This is a genomic window from Halobacillus karajensis (assembly GCF_900108515.1).
Lineage (GTDB): Bacteria > Bacillota > Bacilli > Bacillales > Halobacillaceae > Halobacillus > Halobacillus karajensis.
In genome coordinates this window covers 66,707-85,971 of the sequence record NZ_FNWW01000003.1, presented here as the reverse complement: position 1 = coordinate 85,971, position 19,265 = coordinate 66,707, and the positions used below count along the sequence as shown (strand labels likewise).

Here is a 19,265-nt window from a genome sequence, read left to right as displayed (position 1 = left end):
GGGGGATCCAAGCATAAGCAAAGCCACCCTATGAAGACTTGCAGGATCGCTTATGCCTCAAGGATCTGTAACTGGAAAGTTAAAAAGGGAGAGGGCCGGCTAGAAAGATAAACCAATGCCTCCTTCTCCTAAAAGAGACTCATCTTTTTATATCTTTCCATATAAAAAAGGCACCGCCCTTTCGGCGGTGCCTTTTTGCTCTACCCTTTTTGAATAGTTGAATGGCCAGCAGCTTCCCTTCGCCGGTGCCTCGGCGGGCTGTTCGATTGCTGCAATGCCTTTTCTATTTCTTCAATAAATGATACATGTCTGGCCCTTACCCACGATATTGGTCTAGCCAATAATAATTCGCTCTCTTGGATAATGGTAGTTCACACGTGCTTTGTCATGTTTATTAAAGGAGAATAAGAACGTAAGCAAGCCGATCCGACCAAGGAACATGAGCAGCATGAGAATAATTTTCCCAAAGGTTGAAAGGCCAGGGGTAATGCCCATCGACAATCCAACCGTCCCAAAGGCGGAACAAACTTCAAATACGATCTCATTCAATGTAAATGGTTCGATGATGGAAAGTGTGATGACAGCAATAAAGCATAAGAACAAAGCGACCATCGTCACAACCACCGCTTTATTTAAATCTTCCGGATGAATTTCTCTTCTGAAAATACGTATGTTCTGTCCACCCCGGGCGAACGTAAGAACGAAAATGACCACAAGTGCAAATGTGGTTGTCCGGATTCCGCCACCTACACTACTCGGAGAAGCTCCGATAAACATCAGGGACGACATAAACAACTGGGTTTGTTCTGTAAACTGATTTATATCCAGGGTTGCCAGCCCGCCACTGCGTGTAGTAACCGATTGGAACAGCGCATAGAAAAGGATTTCATGCCAGGACCTGCCGGCAAAGAAATGATTATTCTCTAAAATAATAATCATAAGGGTACCAAACAAAACAAGAGCAAAGAATGTAATGGTGGTAAGCTTGGCAAACAATGAAAATCGGATGGTCTTCTCTTCTTGATTCTGCCATAAATATTGCTTCACTTCGATTAATACAGGAAAGCCAATCGCCCCTGCAATGATAAGAACAATATTGATGAATTGAACAAAGTAATCGTCACGGAACGGAATGAGTGATTCACCAGTGATATCAAAACCACCGTTTGTCATAGCACTGATTGTCCCGAAGAACCCTTGTAAATAAGCTTCCCCAGGTTCATAATACTGTAGAAAATATGTACCGAGGACAAGAAAGCCGATGAATTCAATCATCAAAACGACAAGGATGATCTGTTTCACTAAACGGACCATCCCCTGGAAAGTGGTCTGGTTCTGGTCGGTCATAATAAGCCGGCGTTCCTTCAGCCCAATTTTCTTCCCGAGCATCAGCCAAATCATCGTGCCAAGGGTCATAATCCCGATCCCGCCAAACTGGAGAACAATGGCTATTATAAAATAGCCAGTCGTACTGAACGTCTCGGCCGTGGGCACTGTCGTCAGCCCTGTCACACTGACTGCACTGACGGCTGTAAATAATACATCGATAAAAGCCAAATCCACCCCGTCCCGATGAGCGACGGGAAGTGCTATCAATATGGAAGCGATCGTCACGGCCACCATATAGTATAATGCGATTAATTGAAATGGCGATAAGTCATTCAGCCACATCAGGCTCTTTCTTCTCACCCACATAAAGTAAAAACTCCTTTGATGCTGCCAGTCCTCATGGATGTTTATCGCCACTAATCATATAGTGGGACAAATGACTTCTATTTCTTCATTTTCGTAAGACATTACAATCTCATACACACATTGGAGGCGTCTGAGCATCAGACGCCTCCTCGTTATGTTTATGCCTTTGATTCCTGGCCTCTTTTTTTAAATTCTTCTAAGAGGTCTTCTCCCTGAAAACCTTCATCCATTAATTGTTTCAGTACACGTTCGACCTGTTCTTGATGTCGATCAACGATCGTCCCCATGAAAATAACATTCATTCGGCCACCGATTTTGTTTACATCAATCGGTTTCACCATGAAAGTCGCTGGACGATTGCTTTGTTTCGTGATTTTCACCTGTATAATAATTTCTTCTTCATTTTCACGCATCGTTTCAAAAAAGTCACGGTAGCTTTCATCTACATAAGCTTCAACAACCCACCGTCCGTGGTCGTCCTCCCTGTTAATGATCAACCCGTCTTGTAACTTGATGCGCCGCTGGGTAATATCATCATGCTTTTCTTCCACGATATCCAATGAAATCAATTTAAAGGTTTTCATTCGAATGACCTCCGGGAATGATAATTATCTCTATTATAGAATACTAAGAGGACTGGGGCAAAGAGTGATTTCAACCTTTTTTTCATCCACCGATATAGGACATCTCGATTTTATTCTGCTTCATGGGTTTTCCATGGGCTCTATCTACCGAATATTGATCGGTCCTCCCTGTCCAAACAGCCTGTAAATATTCGGTGATCGAGTGATCTCCCTCTCCTTCACGAAGCATTTGCTTCAAATCATACCCGGAGGATGCAAACAGGCAGGTGTATAGTTGGCCGTCCGCTGATAATCGAGCTCTTGTACAGCTGGAGCAGAAGGCTTCGGTGACAGATGAGATGACACCAATTTCCCCTTTCCCTTCCTCATAACGATAGCGAGAAGCGACTTCCCCATAATAATTAGGTTCAAGCGGAACAAGCGGCATTTCCTCATGGATTTGATCGATGATCTCTTTTTTGGATACGACGGCATCCATATTCCAGCCATTGTGATTCCCGACTTCCATGAATTCGATAAACCGGAGGGTATCTCCGGTTCCCTTGAAATAACGGGCCATTGGGAGAATTTGATCTTCATTCATCCCCTTTTTGACTACCATGTTGATCTTGATATCCAAACCAGCTGATCTGGCTGCTTCGATTCCCTTTAGGACTGGTTTCGTTTGAACACCACGACCATTCGTCTCCTTGAAAATGTGATCCTCAATCGCATCCAGGCTAATGTTGACCCTGTCCAACCCAGCTTCTTTCAATTTCCGGGCCTGCCGAACAAGGAAGACAGCATTTGTCGTCACAGCAATATCCTTGATTCCGTCGATTTCCTTTATTCTTCGTACTAATTCATCCAAATTTTTCCTCATCAAAGGTTCGCCGCCGGTCAGGCGTATTTTTTCCGCTCCAAACCCAGCAAAAATACGTACGAGCCGGATAATTTCATCAAAACTGAGCAGTTCATCCTTTGGTAAAAATGTATAATCCGGGCCAAAAATCTCTGCCGGCATACAATAGGTACATCGGAAGTTGCATTGATCGATAACAGATATTCGTAAATCTTTAATGGGACGACCCAGTTGATCGGTGATGTGGGAATCGATATGATCACCCCTCCTCCAATTGTTTTTGTCCATGTTCATGCTCTAGAAGAATGGCTTCTACCGTATCTCCTTTTTCATAGCCTCTTGTGCCTCCAGGAAGAACGATGAAAGCATTTGCCGCTGCTAATGAGGTCACGACTGCAGATTTGTCTATTCCTACAGGGGATACCACTACTTCCCCACGTTTGAAGCTGACTTTCCCTCGAACAAAACGGCTGAACGGGTTGGGTTTCTTGAAATCTTCCCCGAGGATTGCCTGAATACGTGGACGAAAAGGGGCCGGATTTCCGATTAAGCTTTGAATCATGGGGTAAGCAAACAATTCGAATCCGACATAACAGGCGGATGGATTTCCACTCAATCCATACAACAACTGACCATCGAGCTCTGCAACGGTCGTCACACTCCCTGGCCTCATGGCCACTTTATTAAACAGCACCCTTGCTTTAAGTTTTTCATAGATCTCAGGCATCAGATCATAATCACCGACAGATACCCCGCCCGTCGTGATGACGAGGTCAAAATCCTTCAAGGATCCTGAAACCGCATGGTAACAAGTTTCAAAGTCATCATCCAGCTTACCGAGATAGGTTCCTTCCGCACCAGCACGTTCGATTTGAGCAAGGATCATATAAGCATTCGAGTTGCGGATTTTCCCGGGCACGAGAGGTTCATCGACATCCAAAAGTTCCGTTCCTGTAGCAAAAACTCCTACCTTCGGCTTTTGATAGACCATAACTTCTGAGTAACCAAACGTAGCCAGAAGAGCTTTCACCCCTGGGTTAATCAAAGCCCCGGCCCTGACAAGCCTTTTTCCCTTCTCTGTTTCTGAACCTTTCTCAATAATATTTTGATTCGGTTCTAGAGCCCGTTTTATTTCCATATAGGAGTGACCGCTTTCTTCAAAAGTTTGACAAATTTCAAACATCGCTACACAATCCGCCCCTTCAGGAATTTCGGCTCCTGTCATAATGCGGACGGCTTCTCCTTTTTCCATAGGACGTGATGCCCTGTGGCCGGCAGCAACAGTTTCGGTCACATGAAACGTACCAGGATTTTTCCGGGTAAGGCCCCTTGTATCTTGCGAGCGTAAAGCAAACCCATCATAAGGAGACTTATCAAAAGGCGGCACAGGATTTGTCGCTAAAATATCTTCTGCAAGACTGCGTCCACCACAATGCTCGATGGCAACCTTTTCTGTTTTTCCTTGTTTTTTATTGGCCATGACCCTGTCGACAGCGTCGGCTATTGGCAGGGGGTCTCTATGTAAGTTCATGATTCAACCTTCCTTTTGAAAAAATGTTCTTCCTTTGAAGATATAGGAACATTCGCATTTTTTCAAAGATTTCTCTATGTACAGGATCCTTTTCAGTCCTCAAAAGCATGGAAAAAATAAGGAAAAACCCGGAGCTATAAGCTCCGGGTTCGGGATGAAAGTTTTTAGATTGGGTCGTAAACGTTGACTACGTGGTTGATGGCTGTTTCATCTTGCTTTTTTCCGCGTTTTTCACCTTTACGGGCATGTTTTTTCTCATTACGTTTGGTGATTTTCTTATTTCCTTGTGCCATTTCCCATTCACTCCCCTCCCTCTTATTGTTTCAAAATAGAATAATTTTATGACAAAACCCCTGCCATAAAAGACAGGGGTTGTTCCTTTATAGGTACAGGTATTTGTTTTTGGAATCATTAATTTTTCGTTCAATATATCGGCTGCGTTGTTTTGATTTTTCAATCGCACCGTTGTCCATACGTTCAATGATGATGGTGAAAATAATCAAATTGATTCTCATTTTGTCTCCTCCTCTGTGTACTGAGGCTAAGCGGTATCCTTCTCCACATTCAACCAGTTCATAAAAGCAATTCTCAGCATTTCTCCCATGATGATCTCCTCCTTGTGTTTTTTACATGTAACGGCTGAATGCAGATTTCCGGTCTAGCCACTGATCTTGGACTGTTGGACGATAACCAGGGATGGGCTGATATCGTTTTGCGTTGTTCCTAGCGAAGGTAATCGTAAAGATAAAGAATTGTATCGTCATTGTTTTCACTCCTTTCAAATAGTGTATATTTATATCTAAAGAGTAAAATTACTCTTAGATAGGCACAAAAAAGCCGCAGGGACTCTGCGGCTTTTGGAAAAATTTCACTCCATAAAAAAGCCACAGGAATACAATATGCATCTCCTGCGGCTGTTATGAATGCTTTAATTAAAAATAGTCATTGATCTCAGATTGGCTTCTGAGCGCAGGTCGATGGTATGAAGTTCGTTTGGTTTTGGATCATGCAGTTGTTCATTTTCGTCGACCTCGCTTTCTGAGAAATTTTTCTTACACTGGAAATTATATAGGACCTTTTTCGGAAAGTAAAGCCTACTTTTGAAAAAACTTGACTTTTCTCCAAAATAGGCCATGGGCATATAAAAAGCAATGGAAGGAGCTTCTCCCCACCATTGCTTCTCCGACACGCCCCTGCTATGCATTCATTGTATGAATCTGGTTATCCACTTATGCTGAGTCATTGTTCTTTGTTAAGACTTGTTCAATTTTTCGGTCCAGGTCATGCAATCTTTTTAATGCATGGCTTTTATCCATTTGTTTATAATGATGCAGACCCATGGGCTGCTCATCTTTTTCGTCTGCTTTGGCTACGACGTGTTGAAGTGGTGTTCTTTTTTCATCAAGACCAAATGGCAAGTAACTATCTGTGTGAAGGAGCACTGCGACGGATACTTCCTTTGCTACAAGCCTGTCTTCTCCTAAACGAATCAATAACTTGTGCGCACGTTCCGCCCCTTTAATGGCATGAATATCGGATTTTCGGTATTCATCATAATCCCATTTGCCATCCCGATACCATTCATAATGGCCCATATCATGCAGTAAGGCGGATTTAGTCGCAAGGTCTGGGCCGACCCCCATCTCCACAGCCATATCAAAAGCATATTCAGCAACGGTGACCGCGTGGTTGATGCCTGATCGCTGCAAATATTTTTGAGTAATCCGGTGTTTAAATACCTCAACGAGTGTCACTCTTCTCATACGATCACCTCCGTTTTTTTAAAAAAGATCATATCACGTTCCCCTTTTAAGGACAAGGTGAAGACATGCATGAAACGGGAGTGCTCTCTATAGGAATACCCTATATCCCTGGCACAGAAACAGGGAATTGAATCCTGTAGAGTTGGTTCATCTTATGCTTAGAAACAATTAGGAGTGTGAGAATTAGAGATGTGCCCTAAAGAAAGAGGCTTTCAACCTTTCTTTTTGTCCTCATGTTTAGTACAAGTTTTGTACGGGTAGTTCTATAGCAACAAACAAAACACAACGGAGGTGACGACAGTGAATGAGCTGTCTTCTTACCAAATCACATTAAAACGCCCGTTAAAAACCATTCAAATTATGAAAATGTACAAAATAATCACAAAAAATGGCTGTGACTTATATTTACTTCAAAATCAATTAATTGCTGACGCCGGACACCTTCCGAAATTATTATCCTTTTTCTTATTCATGGATGTGGATGACCCCTTCCTTATGATCATTGATGGAAAATGTGTGGATGAGGTATATCAAAAAATCGAAGCAGAATGGAAGGAGCATATTGTCGAGAGTAGCTGTCGTAGAAAATACAGTAAATCTGTTGTGGAAGTGAAATATCGATATCTGTATAACTTTTGTATATCCCTAATCGCCCCCCCTGATGTTAAATGACTATTTAAGGGGAAGTCGGAGCGTCCCCTCTCCTTAGAGTGATAAATTCCAAAAAACCCGCTCTTTATAAGGAAGCGGGTTTCTTTCGTGTGTAGGTTTCTTCTTTTTTGTAAAAGTTCAAACGGAACTGTAAGTAGCCAATAGCTATAATAAGAGCGAAGGCAAGAAAAATATTGCTGTAAACGGCTGTATTCCCATTAATTCCAAACCAGTTGAAGGGGTGGTTCGGTTTATAAACGTCGAGGGCCTTACCGATCAGAGCACCACTCAAAGCGCCTGATACAAAGTTCATTAAATTAAAGACCCCCATTCCGACCCCTGTTTCACTTTTGTGCAAAATGTTTGCAAGGATATCCGCAGACGATGCCTGCACAAGCGGAAAGCTCATGTAGGCGATAATGATCACAGCACTAACCACGTACGGAGAAGCTCCGACGAATGTGGATAATAGGAGAAATCCGGTACCAAGCAGTGTTAATGCAAGGTAAAGTACGAATATGTTGCCTTTTGTATCGACAAGTTTTCCACCCTTCTGACCCATCAAAGCTGCGCTTAATGCCCCTGGAAATAGGACGAGTCCAATCATCATGGTGTTCAATCCGTACGCATCACGGAACATAATCGGGAGCATGAACATCATGCCAAACAAACAGACAACGCCTAGAAAACTGGTTATGATTGTCGCCCTGTATCGGCTGCTTTTAAATAAATGGGCGGGGATAAATGGTTCCTCGATCGATTTCATACGCCACACATTTAAGCCGAAGAACGTGCCTGTAAAAATAAACAACCAGGAATGGCCCAGTGTAATGCCCAACAGCAGCGTCGAAATCATTCCTGCAATCAAGACGGCGCCGATATAATCGATATACCCCTTTCTCGCTTCTTCCTTGGGCAGGTTTTTACGTAGAAACGGTAAAGTAATGATAATTAATGCAGAGGTTAAGAACAAATACCGCCAATCAAGGAAGCCTGCGATGAAGCCGCCGGCAATTGGACCGATGCCAGAGGCAAAAGCCATCACAGAGGAAACGATGCCGAGCACTTTCCCCCGCTCATTCGGAAAATAGCGAATGGGAGCCAAAAAGACAAGCGCTGGAATCATCGCTCCTCCCACTGCCTGAATAACCCTTGCCAGAAGAACCATTGCGTAATTTTGTGCAAAGAATCCGAAAAGGGACCCGCTGCAAAAAATAACTAATCCAAATGTAATTAACGTCCGGTATGGATAATAATCGGCCAGTTTCCCATAGGTAAGCGCGCCAATCGCATAGACCATGATATACCCTGTCATAACCCAGCTGACCTCTGAAGGCATCAATCGATAAGAGGTGGCTATATCAGGAACGGCGATGTTGAACATGGTACCATTCATAACGGACATCATCATCACCGCGCAAAGAGAGATCAATAATCCCTTTGGATTCTGTACTTGCTGATTTTCTTTCAACTTAGACCTCTCCCTTCAATCTTTCGTTACTCGAAATATAGTACAAGACTTCTACATGGAAAGCAACGGTAAATGAAATGATTTATAAATTTAAATGAACAGAAAATTCCGATATAATAAATAAGAGACTTTCAAAAGGAGTGATTGAATGTACGATGTGGCAATTATCGGAGCCGGTCCCGCCGGTGCGAGTGCCGGACTCTTCACAGCGAAAGCCGGTAAGAAGACCATCCTTTTTGATAATGGCAAAAGCATTACCGCCAAGGCTTGGGTGGAAAACCATTATGGAGTTGATGCGATTGAAGGGCCAAAACTCCTGGAACAGGGCCAGAAGCAAGCGGAGAAATTTGGAGCAGAAATCGTTAAAGGTGATGTCGTCTCCATTAAAGAAAGTGGCGAACTTTATATTGTGGAAACATCAGAAGGCCGTTATGAAGCGTCTCATGTCATTTTTGCGACAGGCATGTCTGTCAAAGCTGCCGAAGCATTCGGTCTAGATGTCGTGGAAGGAACAGAACCACGAGTGGCTAAAATCATTAAGACGGATGAACATGGCCGCACTTCCTCACCGAAAATGTGGGCAGCAGGCACGGTAGCTGGTGTGAGTGTTCACACGATCGTAACATCAGGGGACGGTGCACGCGTAGCGATTAACGTGATCAGTGAACTGGACGGGAAACGCTATGTTGATCATGATATTTTAGGAAAATAAATAAACAGGAACAAAAACAACCCCCGTCGTTCCTATGGACGGGGGTTAGTTATTATGATTTTTTATCCTTGGGTTTGTGAAAGCGCCCGATCCCCAGTTCTCTTCCTTCTTTATAGATAGCTTTCACAAAACTGATCACCATCATAAGCATAATGATCGAAAATGGCAGGGCAGCAATAATCATTGTATTTTGCAGTGCCTGCAGACCTCCTGTGTAAAGGAGTGCTAAAGCAGTAGCTGACAACAATCCGCCCCACGTTAATTTGATAAAGGTCCCCGGGGTTTCCGAACCCCCAGTTGTCATCATGCCAAGTACAAATGTACCCGAGTCTGCGGATGTAATAAAGAATGTGGCAATCAGCGTCATTGCCACAATGGAAGCAATCCAGCCAAGCGGGACATTTGAGAATACCCCAAACAAGGATTCTTCTGTAGCAAGTGAAGAGATCGTATCAATGGCGTTATGCTCAAGATTGATGGCCGTCCCTCCGAATGTGGCAAACCATAAGAATCCGATAACTGATGGAACCACAAGCACAGTAAACACAAATTCACGAATACTACGCCCACGAGAAACTCGTGCTATGAACACGCCGACAAATGGTGACCAAGCAATCCACCAGGCCCAGTAAAAAATTGTCCATGCATTGATCCATTCACGTGTGTCTGGGTTAAGCGGAGCAATGCGGAAACTCATGGTAGGCAGATATTGAAAATAGGCACCGATGGAACTCGTGAATAGATTCAAAATAAACATCGTGGGTCCCACAATAAAGAGAAGTAAAAACAATAAAGCAGCGAGGCCCATATTTGCATTACTAAGGATTTTGATACCTTTTCCAAGGCCTGTCCAAGCTGAAATCATGAACAGGACTGTGACGATCGCTATAATAATGAACTGCACAAGAATACCTGTCGGAATATCAAATAAAAACGAAAGTCCCCCATTAATTTGAACCGCCCCAAACCCTAGTGTTGTGGCTACACCAATGACGGTAGCAATAACGGCTAGGATGTCGATGACTTTACCTATGATACCTTCAGCCGCCTTTTCCCCAATCAATGGTTTTAAAGTAGCACTGATGAGTCCTGCATGGTCATGACGGAAGTTGAAATAGGCAAGGACTAAAGCGACAATGCCATAAATCGCCCATGCGTGAATTCCCCAATGGAAAAATGTAAAACGCATCGCATCTTTAATCGCTTGATCTGTTCCCGTCTCTCCTGTTGGTGAACTGAGAGCATAGTGATTAATCGGCTCAGCCGTTCCCCAGAAGACGATCCCTATTCCCATCCCCGCACTGAACAGCATCGCAATCCAGGTCGGTCTTGAAAACTCTGGAGTCTCCCCTTTTTTCCCCAGTTTAATCCTGCCAAGCGGTGTGAAAAGGAAAGCCAGACAAACCAGGACAAACAGTGTGACAACAATTAAGTAATACCAGCCGAGTGTGTGAGCGATAAAATCTTTCACATTTGTAGTCATTTGTTCTAAACCGTCTGGCCACACGACCCCGATGATAACAAGGACAAGCATAATTCCAGCAGAAACCTTAAACACGGTGTTAAATTTTTTCATATCACGTACGGCTCCTTCCAAAAGTGGAGATGTACACTTATTATCTATAAGAGTGGCAATCCTATTCGAAAAGGAAAAAATAAGAAAGTTGCTTTTCATCCATAGACCTGTCAAACTGGAAGAGCTGACGATTGATGGGTCTTAGTGAAAAGAAAGCGCAGGTGAAGAAAATGATAGAAGTCCGCACGTCTACGCTTGATAACGAAGAATTGAACCGTGGGATATTCGCAAAACGGGATATTGCTAAAAATGAGCTGATTCATCAGGCTCCTGTAATCCCCTATCCCAATGAGGAACACATTCATATTGAAAAAACCCGTCTGGCTGATTATGCCTTCGAATATGGTGAGAACCACACGGCCTTTTTGCTGGGGTATGGCATGATGTTTAACCATTCCTATCAGCCGAATGCGAATTATGTCATTAATTTCGACAATCATACGTTTGACTTTTATGCTTATCAAGATATCAAAGCCGATGAAGAAGTTTATATTAATTACAACGGTTTTGTTGATGAACAAGAACTTCTTTGGTTCGATCAAGAAGACGAAGATCAATAATAGAACGCTCCTCAATGAAGGGGCGTTTTTTGATGGAAGCATTTGGTCTTTAGCATTCCTTCTATTGGCGAACACCAGGCGATGTCCCATCGTAAAATAAAAGAGACCGGGAATGAATCCCAGTCTCTTCCGTTTAGCGAGGGCGGCGTTCTTCGATATCCAGAGATAGTTCAAAGATGTTGATCATACGATCATCTCCTTCGTTTCTTGTTACCTCAAGTATAGACCGCCCCATTCTTTTTCTTAACGGTCGAAGGAGTGATCCTTCATCCATCTATGGACTGAAAAAAGACGGAAGGGATTCGCCGGTATCCCCTCCGGCCCGCATCCATAATCAATCAAACCAACCTTTGTTTTTAAACCTGAAGAACATACCAATGGCCACCGCAAGCATCACACCCCGAACAGCAAAGTAGCCGTACTCCGCTTCCAGTTCCGGCATGTTGACGAAGTTCATGCCATACACCCCGACAATAAAGGTGAGCGGCATAAAGATGACACTAATAACCGTCAAAATTTGCATCGTACGGTTCGTCTCATGGGAGTTGAGGGATAAATAGCTGTCCCGTATATCCTGTGTCATTTCCCTATTGGATGCGACCATGTCCGCTACCTTTATCAAATGGTCATGGATATCTGCAAAGTATTCTCTTCTTTCAAAGACACCTTCCAAATGACTGGTATTCAATATCCGGTATAATAGATCCCTCATCGGGTGGATCGTCTGCCTAAGAGTCAACAGTTCACTTCTGCGGTCGAACAACGCTTCGAGCAGCTTTTCCATCGACAAATCCTTCGTATTGTCTTCGATTTCATTAATATGATCTTCAATGGTATAAATCAGTGGAAAATAGTGGTCGACCACCTTATCAAGAATCTGGTGAAAGATATAATATTCATCCACACGGTCGAACTGTTTACTGCGCTTAACTACTTGTTTCGCCTGTTCCAGCGGACTATTTTTCTCTTTGTGAAAAGTAACAATCGAACACTTGCCAAGAAAGACATCGATCTCTTCACGCTCAAGCGTCTTTGGATGGACGGAATGAACGACGAAAAATGTGTGGTCATCATAATAATCCAGTTTCGGTCGCTGTAGTCCGTGCAGACAATCTTCAATGGCCAAAGGGTGGAAATCGAAAGTCTTTTCGAGATGAATCACTTCATTCTCGGTAGGCTCGGAAAAATCCACCCAGTACCAATCCCAGTCCACTTCCCGGAGCTGTTCAATGGATAATTCCTGAAACCCTTTTTCCTTGCTGTAGGCTAATACTTCAATCAAAATAATCACCTGCCCTGGTTATGTACATCTTCTTCATTTATAACCGCAGGAGGAATTTTTAAAACGACCTTTTTTAATTATGGTACGATGGAAGAAAAACGGAGTGGAGGCAGGCGGATAATGCAACAGTTGAATCCCTCAACACCCATACAAGGAACACGTGTGACACTACGACCGATAACAGAAGAGGATATTCCCGTTTTATACAAGCTGATTTACAATGGAGAGGAACCGGAATGGAAAAAATGGGATGCTCCTTACTACCCGCTCGAGCCTCATACATTAGAAAGTTACCGAAGTCACGAAACAGCAAGAAAGAACCGACTCGGAACCCATGAACCGGATTCACGGCTGATTATTGATGTCAACGGAACTACCATTGGTACGGTCACTTATTACTGGGAGCATAAGTCATCCCTGTGGCTTGAAGTCGGTATAGGCATCTATGATCCTGATTACTGGAACGGCGGGTATGGCTTTGAGGCGCTTGAGTTATGGATCGATCATCTTTTCCAAACGCTTCCGCTTGCACACGTCGGCTTAACGACATGGTCCAAAAATCAAAGGATGATACGTGTCGGGGAAAAGCTCGGCATGAAACTCGAAGGACGTCTGCGCAAGTGCCGGCTTTTTGAAGGGCATTTTTATGATTCGATCCGCATGGGGGTCTTACGGGAAGAATGGATGAAACGAATGGAATGAAACAACATGCCGGGAGTGAAACCTGACATGCTGTTTTTCCTTAAGCATGTATTTCAACTTCTAATGCCTCTGTAAAAAGCAAGGAGTCTTGAGCAAATCCGTGATGTTTAACCATTTGCAGAAGCCGACGTGTCGATCCTCCGCTGATATAGACAGCGGAATTATCAAAAAGATCCGTCCATCGTTTGTTATGTAACTCCGTCCACATTTGCACACGTGTCATTCCATGAGGATCGAGCGCCTTTTTTATGTAATGGAAGCTATAGCCAAAGACTCACCTCAGGGTCACCGCCCAGCGGGATGTACAAAAGGGGTTTCCCCTTTTTTTCATCTTTTCGCCAAAAAGTCATGCGCTTTTTGGTTCAGCTGCGCATCCCCTCCACCTGATAAAATCAAACGGTCCATTCCATCCTCCCCTTTCCAGCATTGGACGTTCAGTCATCCACCTCTAATAAACCCAAGAATGGACCAAGCATCCCTGGCCGCTTTAGAAAAAATAAACACCAATCCCCAAACATTTCCAAATCAATCTATAAGTGTACACAAAATATTCACCTCCGTATGGAAGGCACATTCCTTTTTTCATGGTACCATGGAAGACGTTAGGTCAGGCAGGATCGACAGGAGGGAAAGCATTGACGAAGAGGAGCATGAACCTATACAAAATTTTTACCGGCACTTTTCTAATCACGACGATCATTTTCGCCTCCTTGTGGATCGAAGGAAATAGTGGAGACACCATTGACACCTATACAGTGGACGCTGCTTCTTCCGTTGTCAAAGAATTGCCGTACCGACTGGAAGATGTGCGAATTTCGTTTGACTCTTTCCATAAGGAAGACGCTTCAGCGAAAGAGCATAAGTACGCAGAAACATTACTTGCCCGCAGTTTGCAGCAATTAACTGGAAACCAAAGACTGCTAAACGCCGCAGAGAGGTCAAATCAATTAGAGAAACCATGGTTTCAGGATTATTTCAACGAGTTATTTACACTGCGCTCCATTATGACCGCCCATTCATTCGAAAAGGAACAATCCGATCAGGCGGAGGCGATCGCCTCACAGTTGACTCAACTCCAGGCCGATGTGCAATATATCGTGGACAAAGAATCTTTTACAGTTACGGATAAAGAAAAAATGAACGCATTGACAGAGACTATCCGGACGTTTAATGAGCAGTTTTTATCATAAATTTAAAAACAAGCTTACGAATAAGAAGAGGGAAAGCGCCTTGCCACCCCCAAAGCAGGCAGGTGTTTAACAATAAAAAAAGGACGCCCAGCACCCAAGGGTGAGGCGTCCTTTTTTTATTTTAGCCGAAATACGTATTCAACGGAGGTACAATTTGTTTCTTACGGGAAACGACGCCTTCAAGAACAGCCTGATTTCCATCAAGCTCCACGTCAAATGCTTTGGCAACCGCTTCAGTTTCATTTCCAACGGCAACAACTGTGGAATCACTTTCGAGTATATCTGTCACCACAAGGACGAAAAGATCAAGACCCTTATCGGAAACCGTCTTCTCAATCGTTGATTCAAGTTCGCTCCTACGGGACAGAACATCATCTGTGTCTACCGTATTCACCTGAGCGATTTCTACTCTTTTATCCCCCATATCGAATTCTTTCGCATCCAGGGAGATCAACTCTTCTGCTGATTTATCACTGATATCCGCACCAGCTTTCAACATGTTCAATCCATACTCTTCCACGTTTACTCCAGCTATAGCTGCTAGTTCTTCTGCCGCTTTACGATCTTCATCCGTACATGTCGGAGACTTGAACAACAGAGAATCAGAAATGATCGCAGAAAGCATCAGCCCAGCCATTGGCTTCGAAACTTCCTGACCTTTTTCTTTATATAATTTGTTTAAGATTGTTGCTGTACAGCCTACAGGCTCTGCACGGTAGTAAAGAGGCCCTTTTGTTTCAAAGTTCGCGATACGGTGGTGATCAATAACTTCTAACACCTGTACGTCTTCGATGTCATCCGCACTTTGCTGACGTTCGTTATGGTCCACAAGAATCACTTGTTCCACTTCATCCGACACGCGTTCAACTAAACGAGGGGCATCCACGTTGAACTGATCAAGCGCGAATTGTGTTTCTCCATTCACCTCTCCCAGGCGTACCGGCTCCACGTCCTCGCCTAGCGCCTTCTTCAAGTCCGCGTACACAAGGGCAGATGTAATCGTATCCGTATCCGGGTTTTTATGACCGAAAATCAATGTTTTACTCACAATCATCTTCCTTTCTTTTTCAAGGGTATGTAGGAATGCTTGTCCGTTTCGATTATAAAATAGATTAGGTTCTGCGTCCATCTTCTCCTATTATTCTCTGTGAAATAGAAAAGAAGGGTTAGTCCTTATCCAGACTCATCATGAAATAATAGCCAAAAACCACCTGTACAACCGCACTAATGGTCGGATGTGTCATCATAGAATAAGGAAATAGTGAATCTACGGGTAGGAGATAGGGCACGACAAGGAAATACGCGCAAGGAACAACAAACCCCACCCCATATCTTTTCTTCCATTTAAACCTCCCTTCCTTTTTCCAAAGCCGTAAAAATTTTTGTAAACCAATCAAAAAACCGACGGGAATATAGGCGAGTTGTCCGAAAATAATATAAAAATAAAAATTTTTTGTAAAAGCAGCCTGCTGCTGAAGTTTCATGTCGATCCACGAGATGAAAATCAAGTATCCAAAAACCGTCGCAGACTGCATGATTACAAGGATTTTCCCATTCATAATCTCCCCCCATTCTGCCCATATTTCACCATATGTCAGGGGGGTTATTTTTTTGCTTAGGAAGAGGTTTAACCATAAAAATTCAGGGAATTTAGTAAAAAGGCAATTGAGATTTGTCTACACTTTATGTTAGAATTCCTTACATAGAAAAGTGAGGCCGTTATCCAGCAAGTATTTGGATGCAAATCTCATAATATATTAGTAAAAGAGAGGGTAATGTATGACTTACACAAAAGAACAGATTAAACAGGAAGTACGAGAAAACAATGTTGAATTCCTAGTACTTGAATTCACAGACATGTATGGGGATACAAAAAATGTTGAACTACCAGTTGAAGAACTTGAAATGGTATTAAACAATGAAGCGATGTTTGACAGTTCTTCCATTTCCGGTTTCTCTGATATCCAGGAGAGTGACATGTACCTCGTCCCGGATTTAGATACTTTCCTACTACTTCCTTCTTTGGTTGATGAAGATCGCAGTGCGCGCTTCATTTGTGATATCTACAAACCGGATGGTACGCCATTCGAAGGAGACCCTCGTTACATTCTTAAACGAGCAATGCAGGAAGCTGAAGAGATGGGCTACACCGTAAATGTAGGTCCAGAGCCAGAGTTCTTCCTATTTAAACTAGATAAAGACGGCTACCCTATTCGTCAAATGAACGACCGTGGCGGATACTTTGATGCATCACCAAAAGATAAAGGCGATAAAGTACGCCGTGACATTGTCCGCACACTTAAGAATTTCGGTTTCGAAATGGAAGCTTCCCACCACGAAGTAGCGATGGGACAGCATGAAATTAACTTCCGTTTTGACAGCATGGTCAAGACAGCTGATAACATCCAAACATTCAAAAACGTGGTCAAAGATATTGCAACCAATCATGATTACCATGCAACCTTCATGCCAAAACCAATCTCAGGTGAGAATGGTTCCGGAATGCACTGCCACCTTTCCTTATTCCAAAATGGAAGCAGCGCCTTTTATGATGAAGATGCCCATGATGGCGTTTCTAAAACAATGAAACAGTTCATCGCTGGTATCCTGCACCACGCCCGTGGTATGGCAGCAATTACAAACCCGAACGTAAACTCTTATAAGCGTCTCGTTCCTGGTTATGAAGCACCTGTAAGTATCGCTTGGTCTCACTCCAACCGCAGCTGCATGGTGCGTGTACCAACCACTCGCGGACAGGGAACACGCTTTGAAGTCCGTAACCCAGACCCGACAGCGAACCCATATTTAACTCTTGCTGTCCTCATTCAGGCCGGTCTTGATGGAATCCGGAATGAAATGGACGCTGGAGAAGCGGAGAGCCGTAACCTTTATGAAGTGGAAGACGATAGTGTACCAACACTTCCAACAAACTTAAAAGAAGCTCTCTCCGCTCTTAAGCAAGACGAACTTCTCCTGCACGCACTGGGTGATCACACATCTAAAGTGTTTATTGAAGATAAAGAGGAAGAATGGACAGCATACTCGTTGCAAGTCAGCAAGTGGGAAATCGATAAATACATGAATAAGTAATACAACCGAAAAGACAGTCCTCCAATATAGGAGGGCTGTCTTTTCATTTGGACTGAGTGTGAACTGGGGACTCTTGGAAGTAATCCAGAGATCGGAATCCCTTTAAGCTTGGTTCAGGAAACGAATCCATTCATTACAAAAAAAGCTTGCAGAGAAATAGGATTCTCTACAAGCTTTACCTATTATTTCATCCCATTGGGCCCATAAAGCATCCGGTTTGTCCGGTGGGTACCGTAGCGCGCTTTCAGTTCCAGCCGCTTCAACTCCCGTTTTAACTTATTGTAATTTTTTAACCGATCCTCATCGAGTTTCCCATCTTCGATCGCTTTCTGCACCGCACACCCAGGTTCCTGCTCATGCTTACAATCTCTGAATTTACAATCCGCCCGTAAAAGGTCAATATCTGCAAAAGTTTGGTCGACCCCTTCTTCAGCACCGCCCCATAACTGCAACTCACGCATCCCCGGGGTGTCAATGATAGAGGTGCCGTTTGGAAGCTCGAACAGTTCACGGTGGGTGGTGGTGTGACGACCGCGTTGGTCCTCTTCCCTCACTGTTTGAGTCGCTTGCTTTTCTATTCCTAGCCAATGGTTGATCAGGGTGGATTTCCCTACACCTGAGGAGCCGACGAGAGATATCGTCTCGCCTGGACGCAGTTCAGCCTGTAGTTCTGCCATCCCCTCCCCTGTCAAACTGTTAACGGCATAGACAGAGACTCCTGGAGCTGCACGTTCCACCTGGACCATATATGCCTGGACCGTTGCACATAAGTCTTTTTTTGTACATAAGACAACAGGACGGGCACCGCTTTCGTAAATCTGCTGCACGTAACGTTCCAACCGTCTTCCATTGAATTCCTCGGTTAATGACGTTACAACAAAAACCGTATCCACGTTGGCAGCGATCACTTGTTCCTCATGCTTGCCGCCTGCCTGTTTTCGGGATAAAACGGTTTTGCGGTTAAGCACCCTGTGAATTTTTGCCCGTTCTCCTTGATCATACGGCTCAAAAGTGACCCAGTCTCCAACTGCCGGATAGTCACTGGCCACCTGGACATTATGGTGGAACCGCCCGGATACTTCTCCTGTTCGCTCACCTGTCTCATCAGCCACTGTATATAATCCGTGTGTCAACCGGGTTACCCTGCCCACCTTTTCGCTATGATCGACCTGTGCTTTAAAAAATAGTTCGTCATTCGTCCGTTTCATTTCATTCCTCCTGATTTTTAGGAGGACGTTACGAGTGATGTCCTCCGTAGTTGACTATATTTTGTTTAATTGAACGTTGAATGTCTGTCATAACACATCACTCCTTACTTTTTTAGTTAATCTTATTATATCAGAAAATTCTTCCAGAAGCTGTATTTTTTCTTTGAAAGGGCTGGTCTCCGGTATGATACAAAAAGAAGGGCAACGCCTCTCTTTTTGTATCATGAAAGGCATTCGTTAGGTTGGAGATATTTTTAGGTTTGAGAAATGCAGAACCAGGGTATTCAATTCTCACACCTTAAGGAAAAACCGCCAAAACTAGACGGTTTTCACGGTTGAAAGCCTGTTTCTTACCATGGTAAAATCATTTAATAATAAGAATTTTCAGAATATAAATATATAGGAGGTG

General features: G+C 43.6%; 21 protein-coding genes. 6 read left to right on the top strand and 15 right to left on the bottom strand.

Going from position 1 to position 19,265, the window contains the following annotated elements:
• Window positions 1–333: 333 nt before the first annotated feature.
• The 8 genes from BLW54_RS07600 to BLW54_RS07575 all read right to left on the bottom strand — a co-directional run bounded on the left by BLW54_RS07600 (window position 334) and on the right by BLW54_RS07575 (window position 6,414).
• Window positions 334–1,695, bottom strand: coding sequence for a TrkH family potassium uptake protein (locus BLW54_RS07600; RefSeq protein WP_051744179.1), 1,362 nt, complete (start codon window positions 1,693–1,695; stop codon window positions 334–336).
• A 158-nt stretch (window positions 1,696–1,853) separates the two neighbouring features.
• Window positions 1,854–2,279, bottom strand: a complete 426-nt coding sequence (locus BLW54_RS07595) for a YwpF-like family protein (protein WP_035505738.1) — start codon at window positions 2,277–2,279, stop codon at window positions 1,854–1,856.
• Window positions 2,280–2,361: 82 nt separating this feature from the next.
• The gene (moaA, locus tag BLW54_RS07590; protein ID WP_074734110.1) at window positions 2,362–3,408 is read right to left on the bottom strand and encodes a GTP 3',8-cyclase MoaA; all 1,047 of its coding nucleotides are present in this window, start codon (window positions 3,406–3,408) and stop codon (window positions 2,362–2,364) included.
• Window positions 3,380–4,651 (bottom strand): molybdopterin molybdotransferase MoeA, encoded by a 1,272-nt coding sequence (locus BLW54_RS07585; RefSeq protein ID WP_074733793.1) that lies wholly within the window; start codon window positions 4,649–4,651, stop codon window positions 3,380–3,382. The genes moaA and BLW54_RS07585 overlap by 29 nt, the downstream gene beginning before the upstream one ends.
• 164 nt (window positions 4,652–4,815) lie before the next feature.
• Window positions 4,816–4,944, bottom strand: a complete 129-nt coding sequence (locus tag BLW54_RS21150) for a hypothetical protein (protein WP_262365316.1) — start codon at window positions 4,942–4,944, stop codon at window positions 4,816–4,818.
• An 87-nt stretch (window positions 4,945–5,031) separates the two neighbouring features.
• The gene (locus BLW54_RS21145) at window positions 5,032–5,166 is read right to left on the bottom strand and encodes a hypothetical protein (protein ID WP_262365317.1); all 135 of its coding nucleotides are present in this window, start codon (window positions 5,164–5,166) and stop codon (window positions 5,032–5,034) included.
• Between the two features lie 111 nt (window positions 5,167–5,277).
• On the bottom strand, window positions 5,278–5,415 hold the full coding sequence (locus BLW54_RS20670; protein ID WP_167358793.1) for a hypothetical protein: 138 nt from the start codon (window positions 5,413–5,415) through the stop codon (window positions 5,278–5,280).
• A 465-nt stretch (window positions 5,416–5,880) separates the two neighbouring features.
• Window positions 5,881–6,414 carry an HD domain-containing protein gene (locus BLW54_RS07575; RefSeq protein WP_035505744.1) on the bottom strand — a complete coding sequence of 178 codons (534 nt, stop codon included), beginning with the start codon at window positions 6,412–6,414 and terminating at the stop codon, window positions 5,881–5,883.
• Window positions 6,415–6,714: 300 nt separating this feature from the next.
• Here BLW54_RS07575 and BLW54_RS07570 point away from each other — a divergent pair, with 300 nt between their 5' ends.
• Window positions 6,715–7,086: a hypothetical protein gene (locus BLW54_RS07570; protein ID WP_074733788.1), complete on the top strand. Its 372-nt coding sequence runs from the start codon at window positions 6,715–6,717 to the stop codon at window positions 7,084–7,086.
• A gap of 64 nt (window positions 7,087–7,150) precedes the next feature.
• Here BLW54_RS07570 and BLW54_RS07565 read toward each other — a convergent pair whose 3' ends face one another.
• Window positions 7,151–8,536, bottom strand: a complete 1,386-nt coding sequence (locus BLW54_RS07565; protein ID WP_035505747.1) for an MFS transporter — start codon at window positions 8,534–8,536, stop codon at window positions 7,151–7,153.
• A gap of 148 nt (window positions 8,537–8,684) precedes the next feature.
• On the opposite strand from BLW54_RS07565, the gene BLW54_RS07560 reads away from it, so the two are divergent.
• Entirely contained in the window at window positions 8,685–9,248 is a 564-nt protein-coding gene (locus tag BLW54_RS07560) for an FAD-dependent oxidoreductase (protein ID WP_074733786.1), read from the top strand.
• A 52-nt stretch (window positions 9,249–9,300) separates the two neighbouring features.
• Here BLW54_RS07560 and BLW54_RS07555 read toward each other — a convergent pair whose 3' ends face one another.
• Window positions 9,301–10,824 carry a BCCT family transporter gene (locus BLW54_RS07555; RefSeq protein WP_074733784.1) on the bottom strand — a complete coding sequence of 508 codons (1,524 nt, stop codon included), beginning with the start codon at window positions 10,822–10,824 and terminating at the stop codon, window positions 9,301–9,303.
• 170 nt (window positions 10,825–10,994) lie between these two features.
• On the opposite strand from BLW54_RS07555, the gene BLW54_RS07550 reads away from it, so the two are divergent.
• Window positions 10,995–11,384, top strand: a complete 390-nt coding sequence (locus BLW54_RS07550; RefSeq protein ID WP_035507540.1) for an SET domain-containing protein — start codon at window positions 10,995–10,997, stop codon at window positions 11,382–11,384.
• A gap of 334 nt (window positions 11,385–11,718) precedes the next feature.
• Here the strand turns inward: BLW54_RS07550 and corA are convergent, their stop codons facing one another.
• On the bottom strand, window positions 11,719–12,666 hold the full coding sequence (gene corA / locus BLW54_RS07545; RefSeq protein WP_074733781.1) for a magnesium/cobalt transporter CorA: 948 nt from the start codon (window positions 12,664–12,666) through the stop codon (window positions 11,719–11,721).
• 120 nt (window positions 12,667–12,786) lie between these two features.
• Between corA and BLW54_RS07540 the strand changes: the two genes are divergently transcribed.
• On the top strand, window positions 12,787–13,368 hold the full coding sequence (locus tag BLW54_RS07540) for a GNAT family N-acetyltransferase (protein WP_074734107.1): 582 nt from the start codon (window positions 12,787–12,789) through the stop codon (window positions 13,366–13,368).
• A 40-nt stretch (window positions 13,369–13,408) separates the two neighbouring features.
• Here BLW54_RS07540 and BLW54_RS20665 read toward each other — a convergent pair whose 3' ends face one another.
• The gene (locus BLW54_RS20665) at window positions 13,409–13,582 is read right to left on the bottom strand and encodes a hypothetical protein (protein WP_167358792.1); all 174 of its coding nucleotides are present in this window, start codon (window positions 13,580–13,582) and stop codon (window positions 13,409–13,411) included.
• Between the two features lie 421 nt (window positions 13,583–14,003).
• Here BLW54_RS20665 and BLW54_RS07535 point away from each other — a divergent pair, with 421 nt between their 5' ends.
• A complete protein-coding gene (locus BLW54_RS07535; RefSeq protein WP_035505751.1) occupies window positions 14,004–14,558 on the top strand; it encodes a hypothetical protein in 555 nt (184 codons plus the stop codon).
• A 121-nt stretch (window positions 14,559–14,679) separates the two neighbouring features.
• Here BLW54_RS07535 and BLW54_RS07530 read toward each other — a convergent pair whose 3' ends face one another.
• Window positions 14,680–15,606 carry a manganese-dependent inorganic pyrophosphatase gene (locus BLW54_RS07530; RefSeq protein ID WP_074734105.1) on the bottom strand — a complete coding sequence of 309 codons (927 nt, stop codon included), beginning with the start codon at window positions 15,604–15,606 and terminating at the stop codon, window positions 14,680–14,682.
• Window positions 15,607–15,724: 118 nt separating this feature from the next.
• Window positions 15,725–16,117, bottom strand: a complete 393-nt coding sequence (locus BLW54_RS07525) for a hypothetical protein (RefSeq protein ID WP_074733779.1) — start codon at window positions 16,115–16,117, stop codon at window positions 15,725–15,727.
• A gap of 220 nt (window positions 16,118–16,337) precedes the next feature.
• Here BLW54_RS07525 and BLW54_RS07520 point away from each other — a divergent pair, with 220 nt between their 5' ends.
• Window positions 16,338–17,648, top strand: a complete 1,311-nt coding sequence (locus tag BLW54_RS07520; RefSeq protein WP_035505755.1) for a glutamine synthetase family protein — start codon at window positions 16,338–16,340, stop codon at window positions 17,646–17,648.
• A 182-nt stretch (window positions 17,649–17,830) separates the two neighbouring features.
• On the opposite strand, the gene rsgA is transcribed toward BLW54_RS07520, so the two are convergent.
• The gene (rsgA, locus tag BLW54_RS07515; protein ID WP_074733777.1) at window positions 17,831–18,856 is read right to left on the bottom strand and encodes a ribosome small subunit-dependent GTPase A; all 1,026 of its coding nucleotides are present in this window, start codon (window positions 18,854–18,856) and stop codon (window positions 17,831–17,833) included.
• Between the last annotated feature and the right edge of the window lie 409 nt (window positions 18,857–19,265).

Excerpts from the sequence above, each read along its gene's own strand:
- BLW54_RS07600 (WP_051744179.1), bottom strand. The coding sequence starts at position 1,695 with ATGTGGGTGAGAAGAAAGAGCCTGATGTGGCTGAATGACTTATCGCCA.
- BLW54_RS07595 (WP_035505738.1), bottom strand. The coding sequence starts at position 2,279 with ATGAAAACCTTTAAATTGATTTCATTGGATATCGTGGAAGAAAAGCAT.
- moaA (WP_074734110.1), bottom strand. The coding sequence starts at position 3,408 with ATGGACAAAAACAATTGGAGGAGGGGTGATCATATCGATTCCCACATC.
- BLW54_RS07585 (WP_074733793.1), bottom strand. The coding sequence starts at position 4,651 with ATGAACTTACATAGAGACCCCCTGCCAATAGCCGACGCTGTCGACAGG.
- BLW54_RS21150 (WP_262365316.1), bottom strand. The coding sequence starts at position 4,944 with ATGGCACAAGGAAATAAGAAAATCACCAAACGTAATGAGAAAAAACAT.
- BLW54_RS21145 (WP_262365317.1), bottom strand. The coding sequence starts at position 5,166 with ATGAGAATCAATTTGATTATTTTCACCATCATCATTGAACGTATGGAC.
- BLW54_RS20670 (WP_167358793.1), bottom strand. The coding sequence starts at position 5,415 with ATGACGATACAATTCTTTATCTTTACGATTACCTTCGCTAGGAACAAC.
- BLW54_RS07575 (WP_035505744.1), bottom strand. The coding sequence starts at position 6,414 with ATGAGAAGAGTGACACTCGTTGAGGTATTTAAACACCGGATTACTCAA.
- BLW54_RS07560 (WP_074733786.1), top strand. The coding sequence starts at position 8,685 with ATGTACGATGTGGCAATTATCGGAGCCGGTCCCGCCGGTGCGAGTGCC.
- BLW54_RS07555 (WP_074733784.1), bottom strand. The coding sequence starts at position 10,824 with ATGAAAAAATTTAACACCGTGTTTAAGGTTTCTGCTGGAATTATGCTT.
- BLW54_RS07550 (WP_035507540.1), top strand. The coding sequence starts at position 10,995 with ATGATAGAAGTCCGCACGTCTACGCTTGATAACGAAGAATTGAACCGT.
- BLW54_RS07540 (WP_074734107.1), top strand. The coding sequence starts at position 12,787 with ATGCAACAGTTGAATCCCTCAACACCCATACAAGGAACACGTGTGACA.
- BLW54_RS07525 (WP_074733779.1), bottom strand. The coding sequence starts at position 16,117 with ATGAATGGGAAAATCCTTGTAATCATGCAGTCTGCGACGGTTTTTGGA.
- BLW54_RS07520 (WP_035505755.1), top strand. The coding sequence starts at position 16,338 with ATGACTTACACAAAAGAACAGATTAAACAGGAAGTACGAGAAAACAAT.
- rsgA (WP_074733777.1), bottom strand. The coding sequence starts at position 18,856 with ATGAAACGGACGAATGACGAACTATTTTTTAAAGCACAGGTCGATCAT.